This window comes from Sphingorhabdus profundilacus (assembly GCF_009769755.1).
GTDB lineage: Bacteria > Pseudomonadota > Alphaproteobacteria > Sphingomonadales > Sphingomonadaceae > Sphingorhabdus_B > Sphingorhabdus_B profundilacus.
Map to the genome: position 1 here is coordinate 840,206 of NZ_SDWJ01000001.1, position 15,576 is coordinate 855,781.

Consider the following 15,576-nt stretch of genomic DNA (forward strand, 5'->3'; position numbering starts at 1 on the left):
GTCCAGAATTGCGCCCATTTGGCGTGGAGCGTTGCCGTAAGCCGCAGGGATATTGGTTTTTCCCAATGCGCCACGACACAGACCCGCTATTTCCTGACCCTAGATGTGGCGTGGTCCCAAATTTGCCCTTGATGGCAGGGGAATTTGCGCCGGATTTCTGAGCAAGAGCCGGTGCGGTTCCCATGGACCGGGCAGTGTCCAGCCAGAGCTATGGTCCGCGCTAAACCCGAAGCGTCCATAATATTCAAGGTCGCCGATCATCACCATTGGCGCATCGTCCGGTACGGCCGATTCCAGCATCGCCTGCATCAGGATTTTTCCAATACCCTGCCTTTGTCTATCGGGGGTTACCGCAACCGGGCCGACTAAAATGAGGGGTGATAACCCCGCGGCAATTGGCCAGCATTGGATGCTGCCAATCAATTCGTCTTTCGCCAATATACCGAATGAAAGCCGGTCAATGACAGGCATTCCCTGACGAAGCAGATAGGCGGTGCGTTGATGTCGGTCACAGCCAAAGGCGGCGTCCAACAGGTTTTCGACCGCAACAGCAGAAACGCTGGAAAGGGGAACTGGCCGCACCATTTTTACAGCTTTGCAGGATCAGGATCGCGCCGGGACAACAGGATGAGCAAGGTTAAAGTCAAAATGGTAAGAGAAGCCGCGATAAGAAAAGGGGCGCCGGGAAAGTGAATTGGCGCGGATTTTCCGGTAAACGTAGAAAGCATATTATTGTACACAAGCTGCGCCATCAAAATGGCGAGCGCCGACATGCTACCGTTCAATCCCTGCAATTCGCCTTGTTGGTTTTGCGGCGTTCTTTGTGACATCATTGCATTGATTGCAGGCATCGCCATTCCGGAAAATCCATTGACGACATTCAGCAGCAATGCAATGGTCCCGTTGGTGAGAAATGCCGTGATTGTGAAACTGGCAAAGCCAAAGGTCATCCCGATAATCGCTGTGGTCCGCTCGCCAAAGCGCTTCACAACTCGGCCAATGACCAGCGACTGGAACAGCAGCATCGATACGCCAACGAGTGTCAGGGATATTCCGACCATCTTGCTGTCCCACCCAAATTGCGCGGGTGCGAAAAAGGACCAGGTGGCGGGATAGATGTTGATCGCGCAGACCCACAGAAAATAGATCAGGGCAATCGGTAAAATGCCCTTTATCTTGCCCAGATTAGCCAGCGCCCCAAAAGGGTTGGCACGACGCCACTCAAATGCGCGTTGCTTGTCTTTCGCCATGGTTTCGGGAAAGATGAAATAGCCATAGATAGCATTTGCAAAGGCAAGTCCGGCCGCAAAGAAAAAGGGGACGCGCGTGCCATATTCCCCGAGCAGGCCGCCGAGGGCAGGACCCATTATGAATCCAAGGCCAAAGGCAGCGCCCACTTTGCCAAAGCTTGCCGCCCGGTCTTCTGCGCTCGACATATCAGCCATGGCCGCATTGGCCGGGCCAAATATCGCACCAAAGCCGCCGGCAATCGACCGGCCCACGAAAAGCCACAGGACCGACGGGGCTAAACCCATCAGCAGAAAATCTGTGCCAAAGCCAAAGAGCGAAAACAGAAATACAGGTCGTCGTCCGAACCGGTCGCCAAGATTGCCCATCATGGGGCCCAGTAAAAACTGAAAAACCCCATAGGCCGCGCCAATCCACGCACCCATGCGGGTCGCTTCCGACAGACTCAAATGGGTAAGTTCACGTATAAGATCGGGAAGCACTGGCATGATGATGCCAAAACCTGCCGAATAAATGAACACCGTCAGCAAGATGAATCGCTTGGCGCGTTTCTGCAAAACAGGATCGGTAAACATGCCGCCTCCTGTCAGTTTGCGGAAATTTTGTCCAATTGAATGTCATGGGGAAACATAATTTAAGTGGTAAATTGCCATCTGAAGGAACTTCGATTAGCATGGCGCGGTTAAGTCGTCATGATAAGGAAACAGGTTTTGAACGAACAGGATAATTCCGCCGAGCAGGCCGAAATGGCGTCGCCTTCCGTGAACCCGTCACCTGCAATGCCGATGGCAGAGAAAAAGAAGTTTGATTATCAGGGTACATTCGTTCTGCTTGCCGGCGTCGGCGCGTTATCATGGGGCCTTGTGTCGGCAATTGGCACAGGGTGGGGCTTTTGGGAATTTACGTCGGGCCTGAAAGGCGTCACCTGGGCGTTCTTTCTGGGCATTGGTGCCTTGCTATTCGGGGCATTATTTGGCTGGCGCGCGCGCAAGTCGATCAATCCTGCGCCACGCGGTCGCCGATGGGCTGGAATGTTGGTTGCCTTGGCTTATGTGGGGTGGGTCGGAACGTTCCTGTTTTCCGCCTTGTCAGTGCCTGCCATTCACGATGTTTCGACCGATCTGGCCGATCCGCCGGAATTTCGGACGCTTCAGCTCAGGGCCGATAATCTCGACAATATTCCGGGCGCGGACGATGCCCAGATGAAGGGCCTGACCCCGCAACAACGTTGGGTCATGGTGCATCAAAAGGCCTATGGCGATATCCGCTCGGTCCGCATCAACGAACCTGTGCCAATGGTTGTTGCAAAGGCCGATCGTCTGGCCAAGGCGCGGGGCTGGACAGTCGCCATTTCCTTGCCAGAAGAGGGGCGGATGGAAGCGACCGTAACCAGCGCATTTTTCAAATTCAAAGATGACGTCGTGATCCGCGTGCGCCCTACCGATACCGGTGAAGGCAGCGTCGTCGACATGCGCTCTGTCAGTCGTGTCGGGGTCAGTGATTTGGGAATGAACGCAAAGCGCGTCCGGTCCTTCCTCGCCGATCTGACGGGCACGGTAACTGCTGCGCCTTGAATGCCGCCGCAGGCCGCCGTCTATTTTTTCGGGGTCAGCTTGATCAGGCGTCCTTCAGACCCGTTGTTGCCATCTTCAAGTAACCAGATGGCACCATCTGGGCCTTGTTCGACTTCCCGGATGCGGGCGCCCATGTCCCACTGATCGCCTTTGGTGGCGTTTTCGCCGTCCAATTTGACCCTGACCAGCGCCTGGGCACCCAATCCTCCAATGAAAGCATCGCCTTTCCATTCCGGAAACATGTCGCCGGAATAAATCATCAATCCACCCGGAGAGATTGCAGGGTTCCAAAATACCTTGGGCGCTTCAAATCCATCACCGGCTTTATGATCGGGCATATCGTCGGTGAATGATCCATAATTGCGGCCATTTGATGCTTTGGGATAGCCGTAATTGGCGGCTTTCTTGACAAGGTTCAATTCGTCGCCGCCCTCAGGTCCCATTTCCTGATTCCATAAACGCCCCTGTGCATCAAAGGCGAGCCCGAGCGGATTGCGATGGCCGTAGGACCAGATTTGCGATGTGACCCGGCCCCGATCGTAAAAGGGATTGTCAGACGGCACCATGCCACCATCGGTCAGGCGGACAATCTTGCCGAGATTCTGGTTCAAATCCTGTGCTGGTTGGAATTTCTGCCGCTCGCCGCTGCTGATATACAGCATGGCGTCGGGGCCAAAGGCGAGGCGGTGGCCATAATGGCCCTGTCCTGAAACTTTGGGTTCCTGTCGCCAGATTATCTGGACATCGCTCAAAGCAGGCTTTGCATCATCCAGTTGCAGCTTCGCCCGGGCGACAGCCGCGCCAAAGCCACCCGCACCCGCTTCGGCAAAGCTGAGGTAGATATATTGGTTATTGGCAAAGTCGGGATGCAAAATAACATCGCCCAGGCCCCCCTGGCCACCATAAGCGACCGCAGGAACCCCCGCAATGTCGACCACCGCGCCGTCATTTTGCCAAAGTTTCAGCTTTCCTTTTTTCTCCGTTATCAACGCATAGGGTGTATCCGGAATGAAGGTCATGGCCCATGGCTGATCGAAATCAGCAACGACGGTAATATCAAAGGGTATGTCAGCAGTGCGGGCTGCTGCGGCGTCGCTGGCGGTTGGTTGACATGCAGCGATCATGAATGTTGCCGATAACAGTAAAGCAGGTTTGTTCATGGGGGCGGTTCCTTTGCTGTGCATCGACACGAATTGGTGTGCCTGCCCCTCGATAGCAAGAGGCTTGCATAATATCCTTATAGGCGATATAAAGCTTCCATCCTTACATCGCGAGATTTTGGAAGCGCTGGCGCCTATCGGGGCCGGCACCTGAAAGCTTTGCAGAAAGCCTGAGAAAGACCGAATTTGCCCGACCTCGACAAATTGTCCGCGTTGATATCGCCCGAAGCGCAAGCGCTCGGCTTTACGCTCGTGCGCGTTGCGTGGTTCGAAAATGGCGCGCAGGGAAGTGATGAGCCGACATTGCAAGTCATGGCGGAGCGTCCCGATACCCGGCAACTCGGCATCGATGACTGCGCTGCCTTGTCGCACCGTATTTCCGACCTGTTTGATGAACTCGACCCGATTGAGGAAGCCTATCGGTTGGAGGTCAGCTCACCGGGCATTGACCGTCCGTTGACCCGACTTGCCGATTTCGCCGACTGGAAAGGGCATGAGGCGAAAATTGAACTTGCCGAGCCAATGGATGGCCGCAAAAATATGCGTGGCGATCTGGCCGGTGTTGATGGCGACATCATTTTGGTGGATGATCGCAAAGCAGGTCGCCTGACTTTTCCCTATTCCGCACTTGGTTCGGCCAAGCTGCTATTGACAGACCGGCTGATTGCGTCGACTGCGCCCATCAACAGTGATGGCGCAGACGAAGTAGAAGCTGACCCCATTCACGACGAAGCACAGGAAGACGAAGACAATGGCTAATACAATCGCCGCGAACAAGGCTGAATTGCTCGCAATTGCCAATGCGGTTGCCTCTGAGAAGATGATCGACAAGGCGATTGTCGTCGAAGCTCTCGAAGAAGCGATCCAGCGGGCAGCCCGTGCACGTTATGGCGCGGAAAACGACATTCGTGCAAAGCTTGATACGCAGACCGGCGATCTTCGCCTGTGGCGCGTGGTCGAGGTTGTTGAAGAGGTTGAGGATTATTTCAAACAGGTCGATTTGAAGCAGGCGGAAAAGCTGCAAAAAGGTTCGGCCGTCGGTGACTTCATTGTTGACCCGCTGCCTCCGGTGGATCTGGGCCGTATCGACGCACAATCGGCCAAGCAGGTTATTTTCCAGAAGGTCCGCGATGCCGAGCGGGAACGTCAATATGAAGAGTTCAAGGAACGTGCGGGTGAAATCATCACCGGCGTTGTGAAGTCCGTGGAATTTGGCCACGTCGTCGTCGATTTGGGCCGTGCCGAGGGCGTCATCCGCCGCGACCAGCAAATTCCGCGCGAAGTCGTCCGCAACGGTGACCGCGTCCGTGCCCTCATCATGAAGGTGCAGCGCGAAAATCGCGGCCCGCAGATTTTGCTGAGCCGCGCGCATCCTGACTTCATGAAGAAGTTGTTCGCGCAGGAAGTTCCTGAAATCTACGACGGTGTCATCGAGATCAAGGCCGCCGCGCGTGACCCCGGCAGCCGTGCGAAGATCGGTGTCATCAGCTATGACAGCAGCATCGACCCTGTCGGCGCCTGCGTCGGCATGAAGGGCAGCCGCGTGCAGGCTGTTGTTCAGGAAATGCAGGGTGAAAAGATCGACATCATCCCCTGGTCAGAAGATACTGCGACGTTCATCGTGAACGCGCTACAACCCGCAACGGTTAGCCGCGTGGTCATCGACGAAGAAGAAGGCCGCATCGAAGTTGTTGTTCCCGACGATCAGCTAAGCCTTGCCATTGGCCGTCGCGGACAGAATGTCCGTCTGGCGTCGCAATTGACCGGCCGCGGTATCGACATCATGACCGAGGCGGAATCGAGCGAGAAGCGGCAGAAGGAATTTGTCGAACGTTCGGAAATGTTCCAGCAGGAACTGGACGTTGACGAAACGCTTGCACAGTTGCTGGTTGCCGAAGGCTTTAGCGAGCTTGAAGAAGTCGCTTATGTCGATCCGTCGGAAATCGCGGCAATTGAAGGCTTTGATGAAGATCTGGCATCGGAGCTGCAAAACCGCGCACAAGAAGCGCTGGAGCGCCGCGAAGAAGCTAACCGCACGGAACGCCGTGAATTGGGTGTAGAGGATGCGCTGGCTGAATTGCCGGTCCTGACCGAAGCGATGCTGGTGGTGTTGGGCAAGGCAGGTATCAAGACGCTGGACGATCTGGCCGATCTTGCAACCGACGAGCTGATCCAGAAAGCCCGCGAACCGCGCCGTAACGAACGCAGTGACCGCGAAGTTCGCCGCAATCGCACCGAAGATAAGGCAGGCATATTGGCTGTGTTCGGCTTGTCCGAAGAGCAGGGCAATGAGATCATCATGGCCGCGCGTGCCCATTGGTTCGAAGAGGAGGACGCGGTTGCAGCGGACGACTCCCAATGAGAACCGACACTCCCCAATAAGGAAGTGCATATTATCGGGTGAGCATGGCGACCGCGCCACGCTCATCCGGCTTGCGCTTGGTCCCGACGGTACCGTCGCGCCGGACGTGTTCGCCAAAGCCCCCGGTCGCGGCGCCTGGATAGGTGTAAACCACGAAGAGCTTGCCAAGGCGCAAGACAAGGGCAAGCTGGCCGGATTGCTGCGCCGCGCGTTCAAGACAGAAAAAATTGCATTGATTGACGATCTGGCAGGGCGGATCGAACGTGGTTTGGAAAAGGCCTTTCTTGACCGGTTGGGCTTGGAAGCACGGGCAGGGCACCTTATCTTGGGTGCAGAGAAAATTGATGCTGCCTCTCGCAGCGGTCAAGTCCGGCTTTTGCTGCACGCATCTGACGCAAGTACCGACGGCAGTGGCAAGCGCGACCAGGCGTGGCGGGTAGGCGAAGATGCAGAAGGAACGGGCAAGGGTGGTGTCAAACTGCCGGTTGACCGTGACGCATTGTCGGCTGCACTGGGACGGCAAAATGCCGTGCATGTCGCACTAATCGACCAAAAAGCAGCCGACAGGGTGACACATCATCTTGGACGCTGGCTAAATTTCAAAGGATGCAGTAATGCGCCCCTCGATTCCGCAAGCAATGCTTCGGAAAAGTGGGGCCCCGATACTGATATCCCCGCAATTGATTGAGTAAGGACGGGTTCTGTTTCGATGAGTGATGATACCAACAACAAGCCGACATTAACGCGCAAGCCGCTCACCTTGAGCCGCTCGCTTGAGTCTGGTGAAGTCAAACAGACCTTTAGCCACGGCCGCACTAACAAGGTTGTGGTCGAGGTGAAGCGCAAGAAACTGGTTGGCAAGCCGGGCTATGCGCCGGAACCTGAAGTCGCTGCACCACCTCCGCCACCTCCGCCACCGCCTCCTGCTGCGCCTGTTGCCGCTGCGCCCGCGCCAAAGCCTATGGCAAATGACATGCTCAGCCGTCAGGAGCGTCAGGCAAAATTGTTGCGTGAGGCCGAGGAAGCGCGCCTGTCGATGCTTGAAGAAAGCCGTCGCCGTGAAGACGAAGCGCGGGCCCGGGCCGCCGAAGAGGAAAAGCGTCGCGCCGAAGAAAATCGTAAGGCTGAAGAAGCCCCGGCACCTGCCATTGCGGAAACCCCTGTAGTTGAGCAGGAACCTGAACCTGCGGTCAGCAATGACGATGGCGCAGCGCCTGCTCCGCGCCGGTTCACACCTGTGGAATCGCCCAAGCGTCCCGCGGCTGCCCCGGCACCGACCGAGCGTGAGCGCGAAGAAGCGAAAAAGGCGCCGCATCGTCCGGCGCGTGATCGCACGGCCGACCGTCGCCAATCGGGCAAGCTGACCGTAACCCGCGCACTTGATGATGATGAAGGCGCACGCGCCCGTTCATTGGCGGCGCTGAAACGCGCCCGTGAAAAGGAAAAGCGGCTGCATGGCGGTGGCAATCGCACCGCCCAACCCAAGCAAAGCCGCGATGTTGTCGTACCTGAAACCATCACGGTTCAGGAACTTGCCAACCGTATGGCCGAAAAAGGCAGCGATCTGGTAAAGGCATTGTTCAAGATGGGCATGCCTGTCACGATCAACGAAACGATCGACCAGGATACCGCAGAATTGCTGGTTGAAGAATTTGGCCACAACATCACCCGCGTGTCCGATGCCGATGTCGACATCGTGCATGACGAAGACGTCGATGCCCCCGAAACGCAAAAACCGCGTCCGCCGGTTGTCACGGTCATGGGCCATGTCGACCACGGCAAAACCTCTTTGCTGGACGCCCTGCGCGGGGCCAATGTTGTTTCCGGCGAGGCAGGCGGAATTACGCAGCATATCGGCGCCTATCAGGTGAAGGCAAAGGATGGCTCGCTTATTACCTTCCTTGATACACCGGGCCACGAAGCCTTCACCCAAATGCGCCGTCGTGGTGCGTCGGTTACCGATATCGTCATATTGGTTGTTGCGGCTGATGATGGCCTGATGCCGCAAACCATTGAAGCGATCAAGCACAGCAAAGAAGCCGGTGTGCCGATGATTATTGCAATCAACAAGATCGACAAGGAAGGCGCCAACCCGCAAAAGGTGCGTGAACGCTTGCTTGAACATGAAGTGATTGTTGAACAAATGGGCGGCGAAGTTCAGGACGTCGAAGTGTCTGCCTTGAAAAAGACCGGGCTCGACACGCTGCTCGAAAAGCTGGCGTTGCAGGCCGAGGTTATGGAATTGAAAGCCAATCCAGACCGTTCCGCCGAAGCAATTGTGGTCGAAGCCCAGCTTGACAAGGGACGCGGCGCGGTCGCGACCGTATTGGTCAAGCGCGGTACGTTGAAGCGCGGTGATATCTTTGTTGTCGGTTCGGAAAGCGGGAAAGTCCGCGCGTTGATCAACGACAAGGGGCAACAGGTTTCCGAAGCGGGGCCTGCCACGCCGGTTGAAGTATTAGGTCTAACCGGCGTACCGTCGGCGGGCGATGTTTTGACGGTTGTTGAAAATGAAGCGCGCGCCCGCGAAGTTGCCCTGTACCGCAAGGAACAGTCGACCAAGGTTCGCACCGCCCAGGTTACACCCAATCTCGAAAACCTGTTCGACAATCTGTCCGCCACACGCGCGATGGAATATCCTGTGGTTATCAAGGGTGATGTTCAAGGGTCGGTCGAAGCAATTGTGACCGCGCTCAACAACATCTCGACAGACGAAATCAAGGTCCGTGTCCTGCTTGCTGGCGTGGGCGGGATAACCGAGTCCGACATGTTGCTGGCAGCGGCATCGAATGCGCCGCTGATCGGTTTCAACGTGCGTCCGAACACCAAAGCAGCGGCATTGGCCAAGCGGGATCGTGTGCGTTTGAAATATTTCGACGTCATTTATCACCTGACTGCCGACATTGCCAAGGAAATGGCGGGCGAACTTGGGCCGGAAATCATCGAAACCGTCGTCGGTCGTGCCGAAGTCAAGGATGTGTTCTCTGCAGGCAAGCGCGACAAGGCAGCCGGTTTGCTGGTGGTCGATGGCTTCATCCGCAAAGGTCTGTCCACACGTCTTACACGCGACGACGTTATCGTCTCGAAAACCACCATCGCTTCGTTGCGCCGCTTCAAAGACAATGTCGACGAAGTCCGCGCGGGCCTCGAATGTGGTGTGGTGTTGGCCGATACCAACGATGTCAAGGCAGGCGATATGCTGGAAATCTTCGAAGTCGAGGAGCGCGAACGGACTTTGTAAGTCTGGCGTCGCCGCCAAAGGAGGCATTATGGCCAAACATAACGATGTCTCGCCCGAAGGTCGCTCGGTCCGGTTGCTGCGCGTTGGCGAGCAGTTCCGGCATATTCTGTCCGAACTGCTGGCGAGGGGCGAAGTGCATGACGATGTACTGACCAGCCACAGCGTCAGCGTCACGGAAGTCCGGATGTCGCCTGATTTGCGCCATGCGACGGCTTTCATCAAGCCGTTGCTCGGTGCGAATGAGGAGGTAGTGCTAAAGGCGCTTCGTACCAACACGGCGTTTTTCCAAAAGGAAGTAGCTACGCGAGTCAGCATGAAATATGCGGCGAAGTTGAAGTTCCTGGCGGATGATAGCTTTGATCAGGCGACGCATATTGAAGGGCTGTTGGCCCAACCGAAGGTGCAACAGGATTTGACCGACGACAATTGACTTCGATTGAAGTAAGATGTATCTTACCGTCATGAACGCTCAAACCCGTATTTCAGCCAAAGGGCAGGTCGTTATTCCAAAAGATACGCGTGATCGGTTGGGATTGACTCAAGGTGTCGTCCTCGATGTCATAGAGACTCCGGATGGTGTTTTGTTGCGCGAACCACGCGCGAAGCAAAAGTTGAGCTTTGAAGAGACCACTGCGCGGATACGCAAGATTGTTAAATATGATGGGCCTATGTTGACGATCGATCAGCTGAGCTGGTCCGCTGAAGCCGAAAGAGAGTTTCGCAAACGGAAGCACATCGACGGGTGATCGCTCTAGATACTAGCGTTTTAGCTCGCTACATTCTCAACGACACAATTGCCGAAGCCGATATCGCCGCGCAGCTTATATCGGAGAACGAATGCTTTGTCAGTTGGACAGTTCTACTGGAGTTGTGTTGGGTGCTCGAATCTCGCGCCGGTTTGCCAAGAAAAGACGTTGTGGACATTCTTACAACGCTTTCCCAATCAAAAATGATCATCATGCCTAATATTATTGCAGTCACCTGGGCTATCGATCGCTACAATGCCGGTGCAGATTTCGCAGATATGATTCATCTTGCCAGTACTTCGGACATCATAACCGAATTCGTCAGTTTTGATCGTAAGTTCGCGCAACAAGCGGGTTCCGAAACGCCTTTGGCTGTCCGCACGTTGCGGTCTTAAAAGATGGCCAAGCTCTATTTCTATTACGCATCGATGAACGCCGGAAAATCGTCGACCCTGCTGCAGGCGGCGTTCAACTATGGCGAGCGGGGGATGAAGGTCATGCTTTGGACCGCCGCACTGGATGACCGTCCCGGGTTTGGCGCGATCAGCTCGCGGATCGGGCTTGCGGGGGATGCCAGCAGGTTTGAAGCGGCGACGGATATAGAATGGGCGGTACTCGAAAGGCATCGGGAAGCGCCGCTTGCTTGTGTATTGATTGACGAAGCCCAGTTTCTGTCGAAAGAACAGGTATGGCAGTGCGCCCGACTGGCCGATGAATATGCAATACCGGTCGTCTGCTATGGATTGAGGACCGACTTTCAGGGCGAATTATTTCCTGGCTCAGCTGCGCTACTTGGCATTGCCGATAGTCTGGTCGAACTGAAAGGCGTGTGCGACTGCGGTCGCAAGGCAACAATGAATCTCCGGGTGGACGAGTTCGGCAAAGCCGTCATTGATGGCGCGCAGACCGAAATTGGGGGGGATGATCGCTATGTTGCGATGTGCCGGAAACATTTTATGGCGGCACGGTCGTTATGATAAATTTTAATCGCCCGTTCAGGTTCGCCAATTTATCATCGCCGACATGAAAAGCTTCTTTATCATCGCCTTAGCCGCAGCAACCCTGGCTGCCCCTGTTGAAGCAAAAAGGCCGGAACCCTATGTCTGGCCCGAACTTGGCGTGGAAAGTAAGATCATCTTTCCGCACCACGACGCCATTCGCAATTTCGAAGCCGACGGCAGCGACGGCGTCTGGCTTGAGGATCGTCAGCGCCGTTGGTATTATGCGGAGCTTATGGGTGGCTGCCATGATCTGGATTTTGCCCAAGCCATTGGGTTCGATACTGGCGGATCACCGCATTTTGATAAATTCAGTTCGATCATTGTGCGGGGTCAGAAATGCCCGTTGATCAGCCTGCAGACTTCGGAAAAGCCTTTGCCGCGCAAGGAAAGGCTGAAATTGCGGAACGCTGCGAAAGTTGCCGCCAAGGATGTGGTCGCGCCTTCAAATTGACTAAAGCGTGGACGGCCTTAAAGGCAGGCCATGCATGGCTGGATCATATTGGATAAACCATTGGGTTTGGGCTCCACCCAGGCCGTGGCCGCGGTTAAGCGGAACCTGCGTCAGGCTGGCTTTGGCAAAGTTAAAGTGGGCCATGGCGGGACCCTCGATCCCCTGGCAACGGGGGTGTTGCCGATAGCATTGGGTGAAGCGACAAAGCTCTGCGGGCGAATGCTCGATGCATCGAAGACATATGAGTTCACCATAAGTTTCGGAGCCGAAACAAGAGGCCTTGATGCCGAGGGCAAGGTCGTAGCGACTTCGGACCTTCGGCCGACCATATCAGAAATAGAGCTGGTTTTGGGCGAGTTCACCGGTGCCATCGCGCAAATTCCACCGGCATATTCAGCTATCAAAATCGATGGCAAGCGTGCGTATGAACGGGCCAGAGCAGGCGAAGATGTGGAGATGAACGCGCGGTCAATATTCGTCCACAGCCTCACACTCCATCACCCTGAACTTGTTTCAGGGTCTTATTTTGACGAGCAGAATAGTACGACCCTGAAACAAGTTCAGGGTGACGAGACTTTGAGTTCGGTGACCTTTTCGGCCCATGTTTCCAAAGGCACCTATATCCGTTCACTTGCCCGCGATATCGCTTATGCTGTGGGTACCGTGGGTCATGTGACCATGCTCCGCCGGACCCGCGCCGGACCATTTGACTTGGAAAGCGCGATTTCGCTGGACAAACTGAATGCTTTCGGCCAAGGGGCGGCCCAAGAAGACATTATCTTGCCGATAGAGGCAGGGCTGGTCGACATCCCGGCTCTTGATCTCTCCCCGGAACAGGCAAGGGCGATCCAACAGGGTCGCGTCTTGACCGGGATTGCCATGAAAGATGGTCTACATTGGGCGAGGGACGCGGAAATGCGGCCTATTGCGCTGGTGGAGAGCATCGACGGAGAATTAAGATCCGTCCGTGGCTTTAACCTTTAAAACCATGATGTTCGAAGGAAAAATATGTCTATTACTGCTGAACGTAAAGCCCAGGTTATCAAAGAGCATGCTCGTGAGCCTAATGATACCGGATCGCCTGAAGTGCAGGTTGCCATTCTGACCGACCGGATCAACGCCCTGACGGGTCATTTCAAGGATCACCACAAGGACAACCATTCGCGTCGTGGTCTTTTGATGATGGTCAACAAGCGCCGTTCGCTTCTGGACTATTTGAAGAAAATTGATGCGGACCGTTACGCCGCACTCATCGCGAAGCTCGGTCTTCGCAAGTAATTATGCGAAAGCGGCCCCCAAACGGGCCGCTTTTTGCTTATGGGGCGATCCGGCAATGAGGCTGGTTTGCCATAGGGGCGCTTTTTAGCCCCACCCGCAGCGGATCGGTATTTCCGCAATCAAGAGGCCTCACACCGCAATAGGGCGGTGCTGAGTCAAAGGAAAATCTATGTTTAATACGAAAACTGTATCAATCGAGTGGGGCGGACAAACCCTGACACTCGAAACGGGCAAGGTTGCCCGTCAAGCCGACGGTGCTGTCATGGCGTCGCTGGGCGAAACTGTTGTTCTTTGCGCGGTTACCGCTGCGAAGTCAGTGAAAGAAGGTCAGGATTTCTTCCCGTTGACCGTTCACTATCAGGAAAAATATTCCGCAGCCGGTCGCATACCCGGCGGCTTTTTCAAGCGCGAACGTGGCGCCACGGAGAAGGAAACACTGGTTTCGCGTCTGATCGACCGTCCGGTCCGTCCGCTTTTCCCCGAAGGTTTCTATAATGAAATCAACGCTATTGCACAGGTTCTAAGCTATGACGGCCACAATGAGCCCGACATTCTTGCGATGGTTGCAACTTCGGCTGCTCTGACCATTTCGGGCGTTCCTTTCATGGGCCCGATCGGCGCGGCACGTGTTGGTTATGTGAACGGCGAATATATCCTGAACCCCACCGACGAACAGGTTGCCGAAGGCGACCTCGATCTGGTGGTCGCGGCAACTTATGATGCCGTGATGATGGTTGAATCCGAAGCCAATGAGCTTTCGGAAGAAATCATGCTTGGCGCCGTCCTGTTTGCACATGATGCATGTAAGGAAATCGTCAAAGCCATCGTGAAGCTTGCCGAGCAAGCCGCCAAGGAACCTTGGGCAATGGCAGAGCAGGCCGATCTTTCGGCTGCAAAAGACAAGCTGAAGAAGCTGATCGGCAAGGATATTGCCGCAGCGTACAAGCTGACCGACAAGTCGGCGCGCAGCAACGCCCTGAACGAAGCGCGTGCAAAGGCGAAAGAAGCCTTTGCCGATGCAACCCCGCAGGACCAGATGGCTGCTGGCAAGCTGATGAAGAAGCTGGAAGCCGAAATCGTTCGCGGCGCCATCCTGAAAGACGGCACCCGCATTGACGGACGCACCACCACGCAGATTCGTCCGATCCTCGGCGAAACGCACTTTCTGCCGCGCGCACATGGTTCCGCCCTGTTCACCCGTGGCGAAACCCAGACCATCGCGACCTGCACCTTGGGCACCAAGGACGCAGAGCAGATGATCGACGGCCTTGGTGGCCTGCATTACGAGCATTTCATGCTGCACTATAACTTCCCGCCCTATTCGGTTGGTGAAGTCGGCCGCTTCGGCGCGCCGGGTCGTCGTGAAGTCGGCCATGGCAAGCTTGCATGGCGCGCTTTGCACCCTGTTCTGCCAACCAAGGACGAGTTTCCCTATACCATCCGTCTGACCAGCGACATTACCGAATCCAACGGTTCGTCGTCGATGGCATCGGTATGCGGCGGAAGCCTCGCCATGATGGACGCCGGCGTCCCGATCAAGCGTCCGGTCAGCGGCATTGCCATGGGCCTGATCCTCGAAGGTAAGGATTTTGCAATTCTGTCCGACATTCTGGGTGATGAAGATCATCTGGGCGACATGGATTTCAAGGTTGCAGGTACTTCCGAAGGCATCACCACGATGCAGATGGACATCAAGATTGCCGGGATTACCCGCGAAATCTTCGAAGCCGCATTGACCCAAGCCAAGGAAGGCCGCGCGCATATCCTGGGCGAAATGGCCAAGGCATTGGGCGAAGTCCGTGGCGAACTGTCGGCACATGCACCGCGCATTGAAACGATGCAGATCGACAAGGCGAAGATCCGTGACATCATCGGCACCGGTGGCAAGGTTATCCGCGAAATCGTGGCAACGACCGGCGCCAAGGTGGACATTGATGACGAAGGTCTGATCAAGATCTCGTCGAGCGACCTGACCCAGATTGAAGCGGCTCGCAAGTGGATCAGCGGCATCGTTGAAGAAGCTGAAGTCGGCAAGATCTATGACGGCAAGGTTGTAAACCTCGTCGATTTCGGTGCGTTCGTGAATTTCATGGGCGGCAAGGACGGCCTCGTCCATGTCAGCGAAATGCGGAACGAACGCGTTGAAAAGGTAACGGACGTTGTCAGCGAAGGCATGGACGTCAAGGTCAAGGTTCTCGAAATCGATCCGCGCGGCAAGGTTCGGCTGTCGATGCGCGTTGTTGATCAGGAAACTGGCGAAGAACTGGAAGACACACGTCCGCCCCGCGAAAAGAGCGAGCGCAGCGATCGTGGTCCCCGTCGTGACGGCGGCCGCGAAGGTGGTCGTGGCGAAGGTCGCGGTGATCGTGGTCCACGCCGGGATGGTGGCCGGGGCGAAGGCCGCGGCGACCGTGGCCCGCGTCGTGAACGCTCCGAAGGTGGCAATGAAGGCGGCAATAATGGCGGGGGCGATCCCGACCATGTACCGGCCTTCCTGAAAGACTAAGCCTGTAAA

16 protein-coding genes are annotated in these 15,576 nt (G+C 55.8%); 13 read left to right on the forward strand and 3 right to left on the reverse strand.

The genetic code is table 11. The features are described 5' to 3' along the window. Positions 1 to 99 precede the first annotated feature (99 nt). Positions 100 to 585 (reverse strand): GNAT family N-acetyltransferase, encoded by a 486-nt coding sequence (locus EUU23_RS03855; RefSeq protein WP_160352778.1) that lies wholly within the window; start codon positions 583 to 585, stop codon positions 100 to 102. A 2-nt stretch (positions 586 to 587) separates the two neighbouring features. After that, positions 588 to 1,823: a TCR/Tet family MFS transporter gene (locus tag EUU23_RS03860; RefSeq protein ID WP_160352779.1), complete on the reverse strand. Its 1,236-nt coding sequence runs from the start codon at positions 1,821 to 1,823 to the stop codon at positions 588 to 590. Positions 1,824 to 1,958: 135 nt separating this feature from the next. Here EUU23_RS03860 and EUU23_RS03865 point away from each other — a divergent pair, with 135 nt between their 5' ends. Further along, positions 1,959 to 2,822, forward strand: coding sequence for a DUF1499 domain-containing protein (locus EUU23_RS03865; RefSeq protein WP_160352780.1), 864 nt, complete (start codon positions 1,959 to 1,961; stop codon positions 2,820 to 2,822). A gap of 20 nt (positions 2,823 to 2,842) precedes the next feature. On the opposite strand, the gene EUU23_RS03870 is transcribed toward EUU23_RS03865, so the two are convergent. Beyond that, positions 2,843 to 3,982 (reverse strand): PQQ-dependent sugar dehydrogenase, encoded by a 1,140-nt coding sequence (locus EUU23_RS03870; RefSeq protein ID WP_160352781.1) that lies wholly within the window; start codon positions 3,980 to 3,982, stop codon positions 2,843 to 2,845. A gap of 186 nt (positions 3,983 to 4,168) precedes the next feature. Between EUU23_RS03870 and rimP the strand changes: the two genes are divergently transcribed. The 12 genes from rimP to pnp all read left to right on the forward strand — a co-directional run bounded on the left by rimP (position 4,169) and on the right by pnp (position 15,567). After that, positions 4,169 to 4,741: a ribosome maturation protein RimP gene (rimP, locus tag EUU23_RS03875; RefSeq protein WP_160352782.1), complete on the forward strand. Its 573-nt coding sequence runs from the start codon at positions 4,169 to 4,171 to the stop codon at positions 4,739 to 4,741. Next, on the forward strand, positions 4,734 to 6,344 hold the full coding sequence (gene nusA / locus EUU23_RS03880; protein ID WP_160352783.1) for a transcription termination factor NusA: 1,611 nt from the start codon (positions 4,734 to 4,736) through the stop codon (positions 6,342 to 6,344). The genes rimP and nusA overlap by 8 nt, the downstream gene beginning before the upstream one ends. Continuing rightward, entirely contained in the window at positions 6,322 to 7,032 is a 711-nt protein-coding gene (locus tag EUU23_RS03885; RefSeq protein ID WP_246156075.1) for a DUF448 domain-containing protein, read from the forward strand. The genes nusA and EUU23_RS03885 overlap by 23 nt, the downstream gene beginning before the upstream one ends. A gap of 21 nt (positions 7,033 to 7,053) precedes the next feature. After that, a complete protein-coding gene (gene infB, locus EUU23_RS03890) occupies positions 7,054 to 9,585 on the forward strand; it encodes a translation initiation factor IF-2 (RefSeq protein WP_160352785.1) in 2,532 nt (843 codons plus the stop codon). 28 nt (positions 9,586 to 9,613) lie between these two features. Then, on the forward strand, positions 9,614 to 10,015 hold the full coding sequence (gene rbfA, locus EUU23_RS03895) for a 30S ribosome-binding factor RbfA (protein ID WP_160352786.1): 402 nt from the start codon (positions 9,614 to 9,616) through the stop codon (positions 10,013 to 10,015). 31 nt (positions 10,016 to 10,046) lie between these two features. Next, complete coding sequence (locus EUU23_RS03900; RefSeq protein ID WP_160352787.1) at positions 10,047 to 10,331, forward strand: AbrB/MazE/SpoVT family DNA-binding domain-containing protein; 285 nt, start codon at positions 10,047 to 10,049, stop codon at positions 10,329 to 10,331. Further along, complete coding sequence (locus tag EUU23_RS03905) at positions 10,328 to 10,726, forward strand: PIN domain-containing protein (protein ID WP_160352788.1); 399 nt, start codon at positions 10,328 to 10,330, stop codon at positions 10,724 to 10,726. Before EUU23_RS03900 ends, EUU23_RS03905 begins: the two co-directional genes overlap by 4 nt. Positions 10,727 to 10,729: 3 nt before the next feature. After that, on the forward strand, positions 10,730 to 11,308 hold the full coding sequence (locus EUU23_RS03910; RefSeq protein WP_160352789.1) for a thymidine kinase: 579 nt from the start codon (positions 10,730 to 10,732) through the stop codon (positions 11,306 to 11,308). Between the two features lie 46 nt (positions 11,309 to 11,354). After that, positions 11,355 to 11,783 carry a DUF6491 family protein gene (locus EUU23_RS03915; RefSeq protein WP_246156077.1) on the forward strand — a complete coding sequence of 143 codons (429 nt, stop codon included), beginning with the start codon at positions 11,355 to 11,357 and terminating at the stop codon, positions 11,781 to 11,783. A gap of 30 nt (positions 11,784 to 11,813) precedes the next feature. Further along, positions 11,814 to 12,767 (forward strand): tRNA pseudouridine(55) synthase TruB, encoded by a 954-nt coding sequence (truB, locus tag EUU23_RS03920; protein ID WP_160352790.1) that lies wholly within the window; start codon positions 11,814 to 11,816, stop codon positions 12,765 to 12,767. A gap of 24 nt (positions 12,768 to 12,791) precedes the next feature. Continuing rightward, complete coding sequence (gene rpsO / locus EUU23_RS03925; RefSeq protein WP_160352791.1) at positions 12,792 to 13,061, forward strand: 30S ribosomal protein S15; 270 nt, start codon at positions 12,792 to 12,794, stop codon at positions 13,059 to 13,061. Positions 13,062 to 13,230: 169 nt separating this feature from the next. Then, on the forward strand, positions 13,231 to 15,567 hold the full coding sequence (pnp, locus tag EUU23_RS03930) for a polyribonucleotide nucleotidyltransferase (protein ID WP_160352792.1): 2,337 nt from the start codon (positions 13,231 to 13,233) through the stop codon (positions 15,565 to 15,567). Positions 15,568 to 15,576 lie beyond the last annotated feature (9 nt).